Annotated in this window: 12 protein-coding genes; 10 read left to right on the top strand and 2 right to left on the bottom strand. The window is 71.5% G+C overall.

Going from position 1 to position 14,989, the window contains the following annotated elements:
• Positions 1 to 89 precede the first annotated feature (89 nt).
• On the top strand, positions 90 to 2,333 hold the full coding sequence (locus MKK68_RS13215) for a TonB-dependent siderophore receptor (RefSeq protein ID WP_244030672.1): 2,244 nt from the start codon (positions 90 to 92) through the stop codon (positions 2,331 to 2,333).
• Positions 2,334 to 2,387: 54 nt separating this feature from the next.
• Here MKK68_RS13215 and MKK68_RS13210 read toward each other — a convergent pair whose 3' ends face one another.
• Positions 2,388 to 4,034, bottom strand: a complete 1,647-nt coding sequence (locus tag MKK68_RS13210) for an acyl-CoA synthetase (RefSeq protein ID WP_244030671.1) — start codon at positions 4,032 to 4,034, stop codon at positions 2,388 to 2,390.
• 75 nt (positions 4,035 to 4,109) lie between these two features.
• Positions 4,110 to 4,706, bottom strand: a complete 597-nt coding sequence (locus MKK68_RS13205; protein ID WP_244030670.1) for a PAS domain-containing protein — start codon at positions 4,704 to 4,706, stop codon at positions 4,110 to 4,112.
• A 485-nt stretch (positions 4,707 to 5,191) separates the two neighbouring features.
• Between MKK68_RS13205 and MKK68_RS13200 the strand changes: the two genes are divergently transcribed.
• From MKK68_RS13200 to MKK68_RS13160, 9 genes are all read left to right on the top strand, one after another.
• Complete coding sequence (locus MKK68_RS13200; RefSeq protein ID WP_244030669.1) at positions 5,192 to 5,899, top strand: ParA family protein; 708 nt, start codon at positions 5,192 to 5,194, stop codon at positions 5,897 to 5,899.
• Complete coding sequence (locus MKK68_RS13195; protein ID WP_147727996.1) at positions 5,883 to 6,200, top strand: ribbon-helix-helix domain-containing protein; 318 nt, start codon at positions 5,883 to 5,885, stop codon at positions 6,198 to 6,200. The genes MKK68_RS13200 and MKK68_RS13195 overlap by 17 nt, the downstream gene beginning before the upstream one ends.
• Before the next feature lie 325 nt (positions 6,201 to 6,525).
• Positions 6,526 to 7,770, top strand: a complete 1,245-nt coding sequence (locus MKK68_RS13190) for a septal ring lytic transglycosylase RlpA family protein (RefSeq protein WP_244030668.1) — start codon at positions 6,526 to 6,528, stop codon at positions 7,768 to 7,770.
• 312 nt (positions 7,771 to 8,082) lie between these two features.
• Positions 8,083 to 9,303 (top strand): D-alanyl-D-alanine carboxypeptidase family protein, encoded by a 1,221-nt coding sequence (locus MKK68_RS13185; RefSeq protein WP_147729452.1) that lies wholly within the window; start codon positions 8,083 to 8,085, stop codon positions 9,301 to 9,303.
• Between the two features lie 46 nt (positions 9,304 to 9,349).
• Entirely contained in the window at positions 9,350 to 10,051 is a 702-nt protein-coding gene (gene tmk / locus MKK68_RS13180) for a dTMP kinase (RefSeq protein WP_244030666.1), read from the top strand.
• Positions 10,041 to 11,102 (top strand): DNA polymerase III subunit delta', encoded by a 1,062-nt coding sequence (locus tag MKK68_RS13175; protein ID WP_244030664.1) that lies wholly within the window; start codon positions 10,041 to 10,043, stop codon positions 11,100 to 11,102. The genes tmk and MKK68_RS13175 overlap by 11 nt, the downstream gene beginning before the upstream one ends.
• A gap of 102 nt (positions 11,103 to 11,204) precedes the next feature.
• Positions 11,205 to 12,776, top strand: coding sequence for a methionine--tRNA ligase (metG, locus tag MKK68_RS13170; protein ID WP_244030663.1), 1,572 nt, complete (start codon positions 11,205 to 11,207; stop codon positions 12,774 to 12,776).
• A gap of 49 nt (positions 12,777 to 12,825) precedes the next feature.
• Positions 12,826 to 13,623 (top strand): TatD family hydrolase, encoded by a 798-nt coding sequence (locus MKK68_RS13165; RefSeq protein WP_147729586.1) that lies wholly within the window; start codon positions 12,826 to 12,828, stop codon positions 13,621 to 13,623.
• A 43-nt stretch (positions 13,624 to 13,666) separates the two neighbouring features.
• A complete protein-coding gene (locus MKK68_RS13160) occupies positions 13,667 to 14,497 on the top strand; it encodes an MBL fold metallo-hydrolase (protein WP_244030662.1) in 831 nt (276 codons plus the stop codon).
• Positions 14,498 to 14,989: the final 492 nt, after the last annotated feature.

The following is a 14,989-nucleotide window of genomic DNA, read 5'->3' as shown; positions in this document are numbered from 1 at the left end:
AGTTTAGCATCATTCCAAACAACGTCGCGAAGCCGTTTTCGCAGCGATCGTCCCCTGCTGTCCGCATCCTGGCAAGGCCCTTCAGTCCCATGCGTCGTCCCGCCCCCCGCCCCACCCCGAACCCGCGTCGCCTCGTGCTGGCCGGCGCCTCGCTGATCGCGCTGGCGCCGTTCGTCCTGCCCTCGTCCGCGCAGGAGGCGACCGCGCCGCGCCGCGGCGTCGGCGAGCCCTCGGCGCAGGGCAGCGTGCGCCTGGAGGAACTGACCGTCGAGTCGCGCGACGGCACGGCGGCGCGCGTCGTGGTCCCGCGCGAGGATCCGCGCGGGCCGATCGACGGCTACGTCGCCAAGCGCACGCTGACCTCGACCAAGACCGACACGCCGCTGATCGAGACGCCGCAATCGGTCAGCGTGATCGGCCGGCAGCAGCTCGACGCGATCAAGCCCCAGCAGATCGGCGAAATCATCAATTATTCGGCCGGCGTGTTCGGCAACGCCTTCGGCCCGGATTCGCGGGTCGACTTCTTCCAGATCCGCGGCTTCACCGCGAGCGACACCGGCCTGTACCGGGACGGGCTGCAGCTGTTCAACTACGGCTTCGCCTCCTACAAGGTCGATCCGTTCGGGGTCGAGCGCGTCGACGTGCTGCGCGGCCCCGCCGCCGTGCTGTTCGGCCAGGGCGGCCCCGGCGGCCTGATCAACATCATCAGCAAGAAGCCCCCGCTCGAGCCGTTGAACTACGTCGAGGTCGGCGGCGGCTCGTTCGGCCAGAAGTACCTCGCCTTCGATTTCGGCGGCCCGGCCGACACCGAGGGCCACTGGTTCTACCGCCTGACCGGCATCGGCCGGCAGGGCGGCACGCAGGTCGACGGCCTCGACGAGAACCGCGGCTACATCGCGCCGAGCTTCACCTACAAGCCGGACGGCGCCACCACGCTCACCGTGCTGACGAGCCTGCAATACGACGACACCGGCCGCATCAACGCCTTCCTGCTCTACCAGGGCACGGCGCGCCCGGACGTGTTCGGCGCGCGCATCCCGCGCAGCTACAACGTCCAGGACAAGGACAACAACGTCTATCGCCGGACGCAGTACAGCCTCGGCTACGAGTTCGAGCACGTCTTCGACGACACGTGGACGTTCCGGCAGAACCTGCGCTACGCGTACAGCGAGTCCTACGACAACTCGTTCAGCATCAACGGCTACGCCGACCCGCTGCAGACGCAGCTGGCGCGCTACCGCTTCCGCGCCACCTCGCGGATCGGCGCGTTCAACGTCGACAACAACGCGGTCGCCCGGTTCGACGACGGCTTGTTCCGGCACACCTTCCTGGTCGGGCTCGACTACAAGAACGTGCAGCTGAACGACAACCAGGCGACGGGCGGCTTCGTCGGCCCGGCGGTCGCGAACTTCAACCTGCTGGCGCCGAACTACGGCTCGCCGACCGTGGCGGCGGCGCCCTACCTGGTCAACTACGACGTCTTCCAGCAGGTCGGTCTCTACGCGCAGGACCAGATCAAGCTCACGCCCGAGCTGACCCTGGTGCTTTCCGGCCGCGGCGACTTCACCTCGAACGAGGTCAACAACCTGCTGGCCAGCACCGTCACGCGCCAGACCGCCAACGCCGGCACCCAGCGCTACGGCCTGATCTACAACTTCGATTTCGGCCTGGCGCCCTACGTCTCCTACGCGAGCTTCTTCAACCCGCAGATCGGGACGAACTTCTTCAGCCAGCCGTTCAAGCCGACCACCGGCGACCAGTACGAGGTCGGCGTGAAGTACCAGCCGCCGGGCTACGACGCCTTCCTGACGCTGGCCGCCTTCGATCTGACCCTGGCCAACTCGCTGACGATCGACCCGAGCAACAACCTCAACCAGCTCCAGCTCGGCGAGACGCGCTCGCGCGGCTTCGAGGCGCAGTTCGTGGCCAACCTCACCCGCGACCTCAACGTCACGGCCTCGTTCACGACCTTCAACATCGAGGTCACCCGCGGCGACGTCGGGGTGATCGGCCGGGCGCCGACCGCGACCCCGGAGACGCTGGCCACCGTGTTCGCCGACTACACGATCCCGGGGGGCGAGTGGCGCGGCTTCGGCTTCGGCGGCGGCGCGCGCTACGTCGGGCGCTCGTTTGCGGACACCGCCAACACCCTGACGGTGCCCGAGCGGGTGCTGTTCGACGCGGTGGTGCACTACACCCGCGACAACTGGCGCTTCGCGGTGAACGCTCAGAACATCGCCGACAAGCGCTACGTCTCGGCCTGCCAGTCGACGGCGGCCTGCTTCTACGGCGAAGCCCGTCGCATCACCGCGAGCCTGAGCTACAAGTGGTGAGCCTCCCGCGGGCGGCGCGCGCCGCCCGCGTCGCCTGCCATGATCCTCGGCTCCCTACGATTCTTGCCCCGGCTCCTGCCGCGCCCGCTCGCGCAGCAGGTACTTCTGCACCTTGCCGGTGGAGGTCTTGGGCAGCTCCCCGAACACGATGGTCCGGGGCATCTTGTAGGCGGCGAGCCGCCCGCGGCACCAGCGGATGAGGTCGTCGGCGCTGGCCGCGGCGCCGTCCCTGAGCTCGACGAAGGCGCACGGCGTCTCGCCCCACTTGTCGTCGGGCTTGGCGACGACCGCGGCGGCGGCGACCGCCGGGTGCTTGAACAGCGCGTCCTCGACCTCGATCGAGGAGATGTTCTCGCCGCCCGAGATGATGATGTCCTTCGAGCGGTCCTTGAGCTGCACGTAGCCGTCGGGGTGCTTCACGCCGAGGTCGCCGGTGTGGAACCAGCCGCCCCGGAACGCCGCCTCGGTGGAGGCCGGGTTCTTGAGGTAGCCGCGCATCACCACGTTGCCGCGCATCATCACCTCGCCCATCGTCCGGCCGTCCGCCGGCACCGATTCCAGGGTCTCGGGGTCGCGCACGTCGAGGCCCTCGAGCACGGGATAGCGCACGCCCTGGCGCGCCTTCCTGGCGGCCTGCGCGTCGGCCGGGAGGTCGTCCCATTCGGCATGCCACGCGTTGACGACGGCCGGGCCGTAGCTCTCGGTCAGCCCGTAGAGGTGGGTGACGGCGAAGCCCGCCTCGCGCATGCCCGCCAGCACCGCCTCCGGCGGCGGCGCGGCGGCGGTGAAGAACGCGACCCGGTGGGGCAGGGGGCGGCGCTCGGCGTCGGAGGCGTTGATCAGCAGCTGCATCACGATCGGCGCCCCGCACAGGTGGGTGACGCCGTGCTCGGCCATCAGCGCGTACATCGCCTCAGCCCGGACCTGGCGCAGGCAGACATGGGTGCCGGCCACGATCGACAGCGTCCACGGGAAGCACCAGCCGTTGCAGTGGAACATCGGCAGCGTCCAGAGATAGACCGGGTGCTGCCCCAGGCTCCCGGTGACGACGTTGCCGAGCGCCAGCAGCGCCGCGCCGCGGTGGTGGTAGACCACGCCCTTCGGGTCGCCGGTGGTGCCGGAGGTGTAGTTCAGGCTGATCGCGTCCCACTCGTCGTCGGGCATCGCCCAGTCGTGCTCGGGATCGCCCTCGGCGAGGAATGCCTCGTAGTCGCGGGTGCCGAGGGCCTCGCCGGCGCCGGCATAGTGCGGATCGTCGTAATCGATCACCAGCAGGCTGCGCCCGGCCTGCGCCAGCGCGTCGCGCGCGACGCGCGAGAACTCCCGGTCGGCGACGAGGACCTTGGCCTCGCCATGATCGAGGCAGAAGGCCAGGGCCGCGGCGTCGAGGCGGGTGTTGAGGGTGTTGAGCACGGCGCCGGCCATCGGCACGCCGTAGTGGCACTCGATCATCGCCGGCGTGTTGGCGAGCAGCACCGCGACGGTGTCGCCCCGGCCGATCCCGTGGGCGGCGAGCGCCGAGGCCAGGCGGCGGCAGCGGGCGTAGAGCTCGGCATAGCTGCGCCGCAGGGGCCCGTGGATCACCGCGACCTGGTCGGGAAACACCCGCGCCGCCCGGTCGAGATAGCCCAGCGGCGTCAACGGCTGGTGGTTGGCCGGATTCCGGTCGAGGTCGCGGTCGTAGATCGTGTCGCGGCGCATGGCGGCCTCCCGGCGAGCAAGGCCCGGACAGTACCGCGCACGGCAGCGTGATCCAACGGCCTGCGGCCGCCCGGATCAGTGGTGGCGCTCGGCCCGGAGCGCGCCGAGGGCGCGCGGATCCTGCAGGAACTTGGCGAGCTCGAAGCCGATCTCGATCATCAGGCCGTCGATCAGCTTGGTCAGGTTCGCCTCCCCGAGGCCGTCGGCGAGGGCGCGGAGCGCGATGGCGTGCTCGGCCATGCGGTTCACGAGGCGCTCCGTCTGGCGCAGGTCCGCCGACCGGTTCTCGGTGAGATCGATCGCGATGCCCCGCCCCTGCGCCGTCCCGTCGACCGCATTGCGCTCGACGCGCCCGCGGATGAGGAGCTTGCGCACGCCCGCCGCCGATTCGACGGTCCGGAACTCGGCCTCGACCGGCCCGCCGATCTCGCCGGCCGCGTGCAGGCAGCTCTCGACCCGGCTGCGGTCCTCGGGATGGGTCCGCTCGAGGAACGTGTCGATCGATACCCCGCCGGCGGCGACCTCGGGATCGAGGCCGAGCAAGCCGGCGAAGTCGCCCGACAGCGTGAGACGCCCCGCCCAGTGATCGTGCACCCAGGCGCCGACGACGCCGGAGGCGTCGAGGACAGCCCGGAGCTCGTCGTTGGAGTGCGGGTTCGGAGCCTGTGCCATGCAACTCCTAAAGGCCGGCGGCAGCAAAAATAAACTTGAGGTACGATCGACGGACGGGATGGCGCCCTTGAAAAGCAATCTAAGGCATCGCTTCCTCTAAGAAAAGTGAGAACCGACAGGGAGCCCTCGAAAACAAACTTGAGGTTGGAAAAACCCTCCGCATCCCGGGTCTCGGGCCGCGTTCCGGAGCCGGCGGATGGCGAGCGGATGCCGGCCGGCCCGAGCCGGGGCCCGCTTCCGTTAACGGCCTCTTAACCATAATCGACGCGATATCGGGATCACGGCATCCCTGGGTCACAGGATCCTCGCCTTCGCGCGGAGCTCCCCGATTCTAGGTTGCCCGGAGCGCGTGCGCCGCAACTCCGGCTTTGGCCTGCGAACGGGACGGCGGCATGCCCGCGCCCGGCAGGACGCCGGATCGTGCCGCACCGCGACGCGCATGCGCGCGCTTTTGAGCCAAGGCAGCTTGAACCGAGGACCGGCCGATGAAAGCGATCACCTTCGTCACCCAGAAGGGGGGCAGCGGCAAGAGCACGCTCTGCATCTCGCTCGCGGTCGCCGCACAGGAGGCCGGCCGCTCGGTCTGCATCCTGGAGATGGACCGGCAGGCCACGATCTCCGACTGGCTCGACCACCGCACCGCGGAGGGCCCCGAGGTCGCGCAGATCGATGCGACGCAGATCGACGCCGTGATGGCCCAGCTTCGGGACTCGGCCTACGACTACGTCTTCATCGACACGCCCGGCGTCGATTCCACCGGCACCCTCTCGGCGATCCGCGCCGCCGACCTCTGCATCATCCCGTGCCGGCCGACGCCCGCGGACCTGCGCGCGTTCAAGCCGACGCTCGCCGCCGTGTACCGGCTCGAGAAGAAGTTCGCCTTCGTCCTCAACCAGACGCCGCCGCGCTCCTACCGCATCCGCGACGCGGCCGACGGCCTCGCGGTGCTGGGCATCCTCCCCGACGTCAACATCGTGGCGCGCACCGACCACCAGGACGCGATCGGCGTCGGCCAGGGCGTCACCGAGTTCAACCCGAAGGGGCAGGCGGCGGGCGAGGTGCGCCGGCTGTGGTCCTGGATCGAGAAGCGCACGCAGGCGGGCAAGGTCGGATCGGCACAGGCGGTCTCGGGCAAGCCCGTTTCGGGCCAGACCGGATCCGGCAAGGCGGTGAAGCATGTCGAAGCCGCCTAAGCTCAATCTCGCCTCGATCGTCGCGGCCTCGGTGCCGGCCGCGCGCGCCGTGCCGCAGACCGCCGAGATCGTCCAGCTCGACCGCGGCGCGAGCCCGCCGAAGCGCGGGCCCGCCACCCTGAAGGAGCGCGCCCGGCAGATGTCGGTCTATCTCGAGCCGCCGGTCTACGACCAGCTGCGCGACCTCGCCTATGCCGAGCGCACCAAGATGCACGCGATCATGCTGGAAGCCCTCGACCTGCTGTTCAAGCAGCGCGGCGCCCGCTCGATCGAGCAGCTCTCGGAGCCGCTCCAGCGCTGAGGCTCCGCAACCGCACCGGCGAGATCACGGGTACGGGCCTTGCCCCCGCCCGGTCTCGCCGATCCGCGTGCGAGCGGTTTCTGAACGATCGTGGAACGTCTTGGCGCCGAACGCTCAAGCGATGCGGGAACGCGAAACCCTGTGAATCGCGGCGGTCGGACGGCGCGCGGCGCGTTCCGTTCAGGCTTCCTTTACGGCGTTCGGACAAGTGTCGGCTCGTTCGGTCGCCGCCCCCTTGTGCAGGGGGCGAGCCGGACGCCCCGGCGTGACCGCTCCCGTGCGGGCCGGACCTTCGGCACGTGGCGTACAGGCGGATCCGGTGGGCATGGCGCGTTCGACGCTTCTTCGAATCCCGGATTCGCGCCGCGGCCCGCTTCCCTTGCGGCGCCTGCTCGCGGTCTCGGCGATCGCGCTGGCCACCGCCAACTGCAGCACGAACCCGCAGAAGTTCGCCGGCCCCGCCGGCAACGGGCTCGACCCGAAATACGGCGTGAAGACCAGCCCGCGCCTCTACAACGAGGGCGACGTGATCCCGAAGGGCGGCGGACGCCGCTTCTCGGGCAAGCCCTACGTGGTCGCCGGCCGCACCTACGTGCCCAAGGAGGATGCCCGCGGCTACGTCCGCGAGGGCCTGGCCTCGTGGTACGGCGCCGCCTTCCACGGGCGGATGACCGCCAACGGCGAGGTGTTCGACCGCCACTCGATCGCCGCCGCCCACCCGACCCTGCCGCTGCCGAGCTACGTCCGCGTCACCAACACCGCGAACGGCTACTCGATGGTGGTGCGCGTCAACGACCGCGGCCCCTACCATGCCGACCGCGTCATGGACGTCTCGGAGGAGGTCGCCCGGGCGCTCGAGTTCCACAACAAGGGCACCGCGCACGTGCGCGTCGCCTATCTCGGCAAGGCCTCGGTCGCCGGCTCCGACGACCGCAAGCTCCTGGCGACGCTGCGCACCGACGGCGGGCCGGCGGGCGTGCGCACCCCGGTGATGGTGGCCGATCTCGGGCCCTCGGAGGAGCCGGAGCGGTTCTCGCGCACGACGCCGGCGCCGCTGGCGTTCAAGCCGGCACCGGAGCGCGAGGAGCGCGACGAGGCCCCCGCCCCGCATCCGGTGCGCGCGCCGATAGTGCTGGCGCGGGCGGCGGTGGCCGTGCCGGCCGCCCTGCAGCCGACGGCCGTGCGCGGCCAGGCGTTCCGGCCGGCGCCGGTGCGGGTGGCGGGGCTCAACCCGGCCGCGGAGCGCATGGCGCCGGCCTCCGCGCCGATCGCCCGGCTCCCCGGCAAGGACGCGCCGGTCCGTCTCGCCGCGACTTCGCCCGCGACGCGCACGGCCCAGGCCGTGCCCGCACGGGTGCCGGCGGCCCGGCCGGGCTCCGTCCCGCCCGCGATGCCGCCCTCGGCCAAGCTCGCGCTGGCCCGGCTCACGGGCGCCGCGGCCCCGAGCGACAAGAGCTCGGGCGACAAGGGAACGGCCCGCGCAGTCGTGAAGAGCCGCGTCGACCTCGCCGCGAAGCCGCCCGGCAAGCCTGCCGACAAGCGCGGCGCACGGCTCGCCGGGATCTACTGACGAGCCGGCGCCGTCCCGTCCTGGCGGAGCCCGGTCGTCCGCGAGACGACCGTCGGTCCCGCGGTCGCGGGGAGGGCCGGCGGGCCGGGACCGACCCCCTGCGTATCCCTGCGGCCGGGGGATCGTTCAGGTCCCGGCGATCTCGGCCCGAAGCAACCTCGGATGGTAGAAGAACCCGCATCGGTCGGTGCGCGGGCAGGTGCGCTGCGTCATTTCGCATTCGATCCGGCGCGGAAACCGTAATATGGTCACGCTTGTTATCCGAGGCGGGATGTTCGCGAGCGTGGCGGCCCGGCCGCACGGGAGTTTTTGATGCGCAGGACCTGGGTCTTCCTTCTGGCGGCGGCCTGCGCGCTCGCAACGCCGGCCCGCGCGCAGGTCTTCCAGACCGCGGCGCCGCACGCGATCCTGGTCGACGCCGATTCCGGCTCGGTGCTGTTCGAGAAGGCGGCCGACGAGCCGTTCGCCCCGGCGAGCATGGCCAAGCTGATGACCACCGACATCGTGTTCGACGCCCTAAAATCTGGGCGGCTGACGATGGAGACCGAGTTCACGGTGACCGAGGACGCGTGGCGCCGGGGCGGGGCGGGGGGCGGCGGCTCGTCGATGTTCGCCCAGGTCAACAGCCGCATCAAGATGCAGGACCTGCTGCGCGGGCTCGTGGTCCAGTCGGGCAACGACGCGGCGATCACGATCGCCGAGAACATGGCCGGTTCCGAGGAGGCCTTTGCCGCCATCATGAACCAGCGCGCGAAGGAGATCGGGCTGACGCGCTCGACCTTCCGCAACGCCACCGGCTACTCGGCGCCCGACCAGCGGGTCACCGCGCGCGACATGGCCAGGCTCGCCGCGCACATCATCGACACCTACCCGGACCTGTACAAGATCTTCTCCGAGCGCGAGTTCACCTGGAACAAGATCAAGCAGCAGAACCGCAACCCGCTGCTCGCCCTCGACATCGGCGCCGACGGCCTCAAGACCGGCTACCTCGAGGAATCCGGCTACGCGCTCACCGGCTCGGCGGTGCAGAACGGCCAGCGCCTGATCATGGTGATCTCCGGCCTCAAGACCGCGCGGGACCGTGCGGCCGAGGCGCGCAAGCTGATGGAATGGGGGTTCCGCGCCTTCGAGCCGCGGCAGGTGTTCACCCCCGGCGAGACGGTGGCCGAGGCCTCGGTGTTCGGCGGCGCGTCGGGATCGGTGCCGCTGGTCGCCAAGAAGCCGGTGCGGGTGCTGCTGCCGCGCGGCTCCTCCGATCGCGTGACGGCGCGTGCCGTCTACCAGGGGCCGCTGGTCGCCCCGGTGGAGGAGGGCCGCGAGGTCGGCCGCCTGAAGATCATGCGCGGCGATGCAGTGGCGCTCGACCAGCCGCTCTATGCCGGCGCCTCCGTCGAGGCCGGCACCATCCAGCAGCGCGCGATGGATGCCGCGCTCGAGTTCGGCACCGGCCTCGTCCGCCGCGCCTTCGACAAGGCGGGCAAGGGCGAGAAAGCCGGCGACAAGCCTGGCGAGAAGCGCGCCAACCCGTCGTGAGGACCGAGAGGCGCGGCCCCATGCTGCCACCACCGCGTCGGCAGCCATGACCGCTTCGACACCTCGCGGCGTCTTCATCACCTTCGAGGGCGGGGAGGGCGCGGGCAAGTCGACCCAGGTGGCCCGTCTCGCCCGGACGCTCGGCGCGCACCGCACGGTCACGACCACCCGCGAGCCCGGCGGCTCGACCCGCGCCGAGGAGATCCGCACGGCGCTGCTCGCCGGGGTCGCCAAGCCCTACGGGCCTTTCGCCGAGGCGCTGCTGTTCTCGGCCGCCCGCATCGACCACCTCGACCGCCTGATCCGCCCGGCGCTGGCCTCGGGCGAGGTCGTGCTGTGCGACCGCTTCATGGATTCGACCCGCGCCTACCAGGGCGCCGCCGGCGGTCTCGATGCGGAAGCCGTCGCGGCGCTCGAGCGGGTCGTCGTCGGGCCGACGCGGCCCGACCTCACCCTGATCTTCGACCTCGACCCCGAAATCGGCCTGGCCCGTGCGCGGGCGCGGGCGGCCGGGCAGGAGGCACAAGGGGCGCAGGCCGCACCGGACCGCTTCGAAGCCGAGGCGCTGGCCTTCCACGCCCGCCTCCGCGATGCCTTCCGGGCGATCGCGCAGGCCGAGCCGGCGCGCTGCGTCCTCGTCGACGCGGCGCGCGATCCCGATGCCGTCGCGGACGCGGTCCGCGCAGCGGTCGCCGCGCGCCTGCCCGGCCTCCTCGACGACACCGAAGGCCGCACCGATGCCGCCTGATCGCGCCCCCGACGACGTCGAGCCCGGCGACCTTCCCGGCATCGTCCGCCCGCGCGAGACGCTGCGCCTCGTCGGCCATGCCGAGGCGGAAGCGGCCTTCGCCGAGGGCATCGCCTCGGGCCGCCTGCACCATGCCTGGCTGATCGGCGGCCCGGCCGGCGTCGGCAAGGCGACCCTGGCCTACCGCGTCGCCCGCCGCCTGCTCGCCGACCCCGACGGGGTCTCGCGCGCGCCCGGCCTCGACATCGCCGCGGGCGATCCCGTGACGGCCAAGATCGCGGCGCTCTCGCACCCGAACCTCGTGGCCCTGCGCCGCCACCGGGTGCCGACCGCGAAGACGCTGCCGACCAAGATCCCGGTCGACGCGGTGCGCAAGGCGCTCGAGCTGTTCGGCTCCACCGCGGGCAATGCCGGCTACCGCATCTGCATCGTCGACAGCGCCGAGGACCTGAACGCCAACGGCGCCAACGCGCTGCTGAAGATGCTGGAGGAGCCCCCGCCCCGCGCGCTGTTCCTCATCGTCAGCCATGCGCCGGGCCGGCTCCTGCCGACGATCCGCTCGCGCTGCCGCGCCCTCGCGCTCCGGCCCTTGGACGCGGGCGCCGTGGCGGCGGTGGTGTCCGGCTTCCCGCCGCCGTTCCCGGCGCCCTCCGCCGAGGCGCTCGCCCGGGCCGCCGACCTGTCCGAGGGCTCGGTGGCGCGCGCCGTCGCGATGCTCGATCCGGCGATGCAGGGGCTGGTCGCCGAGATGGAGACCCTGCTGTCGCGCGCCGACCATCCCGATTGGGGCCGCGTCCTCAAGCTCGCCGACAAGCTCGCCGGGCGCGAGGCCGAGCCCCTGTTCGCGGCCGGCCTGGAGACCGTCGAGCGCTTCGTCTCGACCGAGCTCCACCGCCGGCGGGCGGAGCCGCCGGCGCGCCTTGCGGCCCTGGTCGAGGTGTGTGAGAAGTTCGGCCGTACGGCGCGCGAGGCCGCGACCTACAATCTCGATCGCCGGCCCGTGGTCCTGTCGCTGTTCGCGGACCTCGCGGGCGCCGTGCGGACCGGCTAGAGCATCGTCCCGAACGGTGCCGGTTCGGCGCCGGCGAACGCGCACGACGCCGCGCCGGAACGGCGCCGATCCTGCAGAGCCGCGTATCCGGGAATGTCCGACGTGACCGCCAAGACGAACAGCACCAAGACCTTCAGCATAACCACGGCGATCTCGTACCCCAACGGCGCGCCGCATATCGGCCACGCCTACGAGGTGGTCGCCACCGATGCGATCGCGCGCTTCAAGCGCCTCGACGGCTACGAGGTGCTGTTCACCACCGGCACCGACGAGCACGGGCTCAAGATCCAGCAGACGGCGTCGCGCGCCGGCACCACGCCGCGCGCCTTCGTCGACGGCATGGCGGCCCGGTTCCAGGCGGTGGCCGACCGGCTCGACTGCGCCTACGACCGCTTCATCCGCACGACGGAAGCCGCGCATACCGCCGCCGCGCAGGAACTGTGGCGGCGGATGGAGGCCAACGGCGACATCTACCTCGACACCTATGCCGGCTGGTACTCGGTCCGCGACGAGGCCTATTACGGCGAGGACGAGACCCGCCTCCTGGAGGACGGCACCCGCCGCTCGCTCGCCACCGACACCCCCGTCGTGTGGATGGAAGAGGAGAACTTCCTGTTCCGGCTCTCGGCCTACGCCGACCGCCTGCTCGCCCTCTACGAGGCGCAACCGGACTTCATCGGCCCCGAATCGCGGAAGAACGAGGTCGCGAGCTTCGTGCGCTCCGGCCTGAAGGACCTGTCCGTCAGCCGCACCACCTTCGACTGGGGCGTGCCGGTGCCCGACCGGCCCGGCCACGTCATGTACGTGTGGGTCGACGCGCTGACGAACTACCTCACCGTCACCGGCTTCCCGGACGAGGCCGACGAACGGCGGAAATTCTGGCCGGCGGACCTGCACGTCATCGGCAAGGACATCGTCCGCTTCCACGCGGTGTACTGGCCGGCCTTCCTGATGTCGGCCGGGCTGCCGCTCCCGAAGCGCGTCTTCGGCCACGGCTTCCTGCTCTCGAAGGGCGAGAAGATGTCGAAGTCGCTCGGCAACGTCCTCGACCCGATCGACCTCGCCGACACCTACGGCGTCGACGCCGTGCGCTACTTCGTGCTGCGCGACGTGCCCTTCGGCGGCGACGGCAGCTACAGCCACGAGGCCATCATCACCCGCATCAACGCGGACCTCGCCAACGACCTCGGCAACCTCGCCCAGCGCTCGCTCTCGATGATCGCCAAGAACGTGTCCGGAGCGGTCCCGGAGCCGGGTGCCTTCACCGAGGCCGACCGGACACTGCTCGCCGTCGCCGACGCCCTGCCGGCGCGGGCGCGGGCTCTGATGGACGACCTCGCGCTCCATTCCATCCTCGCCGAGATCTGGGCGGTGGTGGCCGACGCCAACCGCTACTTCGCGGCCGAAGAGCCGTGGAAGCTGAAGAAGACCGATCCGGAGCGGATGGGCACCGTGCTCTACGTGACCGCGGAGGTTCTGCGCGCGGTCGGCATCCTGGTGCAGCCCTTCGTGCCGCGGTCGGCCGCGAGCCTGCTCGACGTGCTGGCGGTGCCGGCCGACCGGCGCCTCTTCGCCGACGTGGGGGAGGGCGGCCGCCTGGCGCCCGGAACGCCGCTGCCGGCGCCGAGCCCGATCTTCCCGCGGTTCGAGAAGCCCGAGGCACCGGCTGCGTGAGCCGGCCGTTCCCGCCACACCGAACCCCTCGCCCAGGCTCCCGGACCGCATGCTCGTCGACAGCCACTGCCATCTCGACTTCCCCGACTTCGCCGCCGACCTTCCGGGCGTGATCGCCCGGGCGAAGGCCGCCGGCGTCGGCCGGATGCTCACGATCGCGACGCGTGTCGCCAAGGCCGACACCTACCGCGCCATCGCGGAGGCGCACCCGGAGGTCTGGTACACGGTCGGCACCCATCCGCACGGCGCGGCCGAGGAGCCGGACGTCGCGCCCGAGACCATCGCGGCGCTGACCGATCACCCGCGCTGCATCGGCATCGGCGAGGCGGGGCTCGACTACCATTACGAGGACGCTGCGCCCGAACCGGTTCAGGAGCGGGTGCTGCGCGCCCACATCGAGGCCGCCCGCGCGACCGGGCTGCCGCTGGTGATCCACGCCCGCGACGCCGACGCCCACATGGAGCGGGTGCTGACCGACGAGATGGGCCGCGGCCGGTTCTCGGCGGTGCTGCACTGCTTCTCGTCGGGCGCGCGGCTGGCCGAGGCCGGCGTCGCGCTCGGCCTCTACGTCTCGTTTTCCGGGATCGTCACCTTCCGCCGCTCGACGGCTCTGCGCGACATCGCCCGGCAGGTGCCGCCCGACCGCATCCTGGTCGAGACCGACGCGCCGTTCCTCGCCCCCGAGCCGCATCGCGGCCGGACCAACGAGCCGGCCTACACCGCCGACACCGCCCGGTCGCTGGCCGGGACCCTCGGCCTCGAAGCGGAGGCCTTCGCCCGCCTCACCACCGCGAACTTCCATCGCCTGTTCGCCAAGGCGGACCTGAAGGCAGGCCCGTCCGCGTGACAACCGGCGCCGTCCTCGGATACCACCCGAGCGGGAGGTCCGGATGGCGACGCTGACTCTGCGCATCCTCGGTTGCGGCTCGTCCGGCGGCGTGCCCCGCGTCGGCTACGGCTGGGGCGCCTGCGACCCGCACGACCCGAAGAACCGACGCCGGCGCTGCTCGATCCTCGTCGAGCGCCGGGAGGGCGAGGCCGCCACGACGCTGCTGATCGACACCTCCCCGGACCTGCGCGAGCAGCTGCTCGATGCGGGGGTGACGCGCCTCGATGCGGTGCTGTTCACCCACGCCCATGCCGACCACACCCACGGCATCGACGACCTGCGCCCCCTGGTGATCCAGATGCGCGCGCGCATCCCGGTCCATGCCGATACGCTCACGAGCGACCTGCTCCGCGCCCGCTTCGGCTACTGCTTCAAGACGCCGCCGGGCAGCGCCTACCCGCCGATCCTCGACCTTCGCGATCTGCCGATCCACGAGATCGTCGCTGTCCGCGGGGAGGGCGGGGCGATCGAGGCGCAGGCGCTGCCGGTCGAGCACGGCAACGAGGCGGCCCTCGGGTTCCGCCTCGGGCCGGCCGCCTACATCCCGGATCTCAGCCTCCTGCCCGAGGCGAGCCGGGCGCGGCTCCACGATCTCGACCTGCTGATCATCGACGCCCTGCGCGAGACCCCGCACCCGACCCATTACTCGGTCTCGGAGGCGCTGGCGTTGATCGCGGACGTGCGCCCGCGCCGCGCGATCCTCACCAATCTCCACACCGACCTCGACCACGCGACGCTGGCGGCCAAGCTGCCGCCCGGCGTGGTGCCGGCCTATGACGGCCTGACCGTCACCCTCGATCTCGATCGGCCCGCGCGGGCGTACGGGGATTGAACCCGATGCCGGGTTGGCCGCGCGCTTGACGGTCGCGCGATCGGCGGGAGCTGGCTGAGCTCGGGCCGCCTGCCCGGGCGATCGCCCGGCCCGCCGACGGACGTCGATGTCGTGCCGAAGGACTCCGCGGGCCAGATTTGCGAAAACCCCGTGATCGCACGGCCGGAGGGTTCGGCAGGCTTCCCATCCGCGCGGACGGTGGCCGACGCCTGCCGTCCGAGAGCCGCAGGCACTGACGCGCGAAGAGGACGGGTGGGGATGAGTCGGCTTCCCGGACGGGCCTGCCGTCGTCGCCGGAACCCGGGAGGACCGCGTCACACGCCTGTCGCGGATTTTATGGATTTCTCCGCATTTGGCTGTTGACGGGCTGCTGGGTGGTCCGTATACCCCTGTTCATCGAGACGGGGCGGCGGCGACGCGGTTCTGGACTTGGTCCACCGACATGACGAGCGATGGGGCAGCTGGCGAGAGCCGGGTGGCCTGGTGTTTGTG

The organism is Methylobacterium sp. E-016, from assembly GCF_022829745.1.
Classification (GTDB): Bacteria; Pseudomonadota; Alphaproteobacteria; order Rhizobiales; family Beijerinckiaceae; genus Methylobacterium.
This window is presented reverse-complemented; position numbering and strand designations above follow the sequence as displayed.

Excerpts from the sequence above, each read along its gene's own strand:
- MKK68_RS13175 (WP_244030664.1), top strand. The coding sequence starts at position 10,041 with ATGCCGCCTGATCGCGCCCCCGACGACGTCGAGCCCGGCGACCTTCCC.
- MKK68_RS13165 (WP_147729586.1), top strand. The coding sequence starts at position 12,826 with ATGCTCGTCGACAGCCACTGCCATCTCGACTTCCCCGACTTCGCCGCC.
- MKK68_RS13160 (WP_244030662.1), top strand. The coding sequence starts at position 13,667 with ATGGCGACGCTGACTCTGCGCATCCTCGGTTGCGGCTCGTCCGGCGGC.
- MKK68_RS13205 (WP_244030670.1), bottom strand. The coding sequence starts at position 4,706 with ATGGCACAGGCTCCGAACCCGCACTCCAACGACGAGCTCCGGGCTGTC.
- tmk (WP_244030666.1), top strand. The coding sequence starts at position 9,350 with ATGACCGCTTCGACACCTCGCGGCGTCTTCATCACCTTCGAGGGCGGG.
- MKK68_RS13185 (WP_147729452.1), top strand. The coding sequence starts at position 8,083 with ATGCGCAGGACCTGGGTCTTCCTTCTGGCGGCGGCCTGCGCGCTCGCA.
- MKK68_RS13190 (WP_244030668.1), top strand. The coding sequence starts at position 6,526 with ATGGCGCGTTCGACGCTTCTTCGAATCCCGGATTCGCGCCGCGGCCCG.
- MKK68_RS13210 (WP_244030671.1), bottom strand. The coding sequence starts at position 4,034 with ATGCGCCGCGACACGATCTACGACCGCGACCTCGACCGGAATCCGGCC.
- MKK68_RS13215 (WP_244030672.1), top strand. The coding sequence starts at position 90 with ATGCGTCGTCCCGCCCCCCGCCCCACCCCGAACCCGCGTCGCCTCGTG.
- MKK68_RS13200 (WP_244030669.1), top strand. The coding sequence starts at position 5,192 with ATGAAAGCGATCACCTTCGTCACCCAGAAGGGGGGCAGCGGCAAGAGC.
- MKK68_RS13195 (WP_147727996.1), top strand. The coding sequence starts at position 5,883 with ATGTCGAAGCCGCCTAAGCTCAATCTCGCCTCGATCGTCGCGGCCTCG.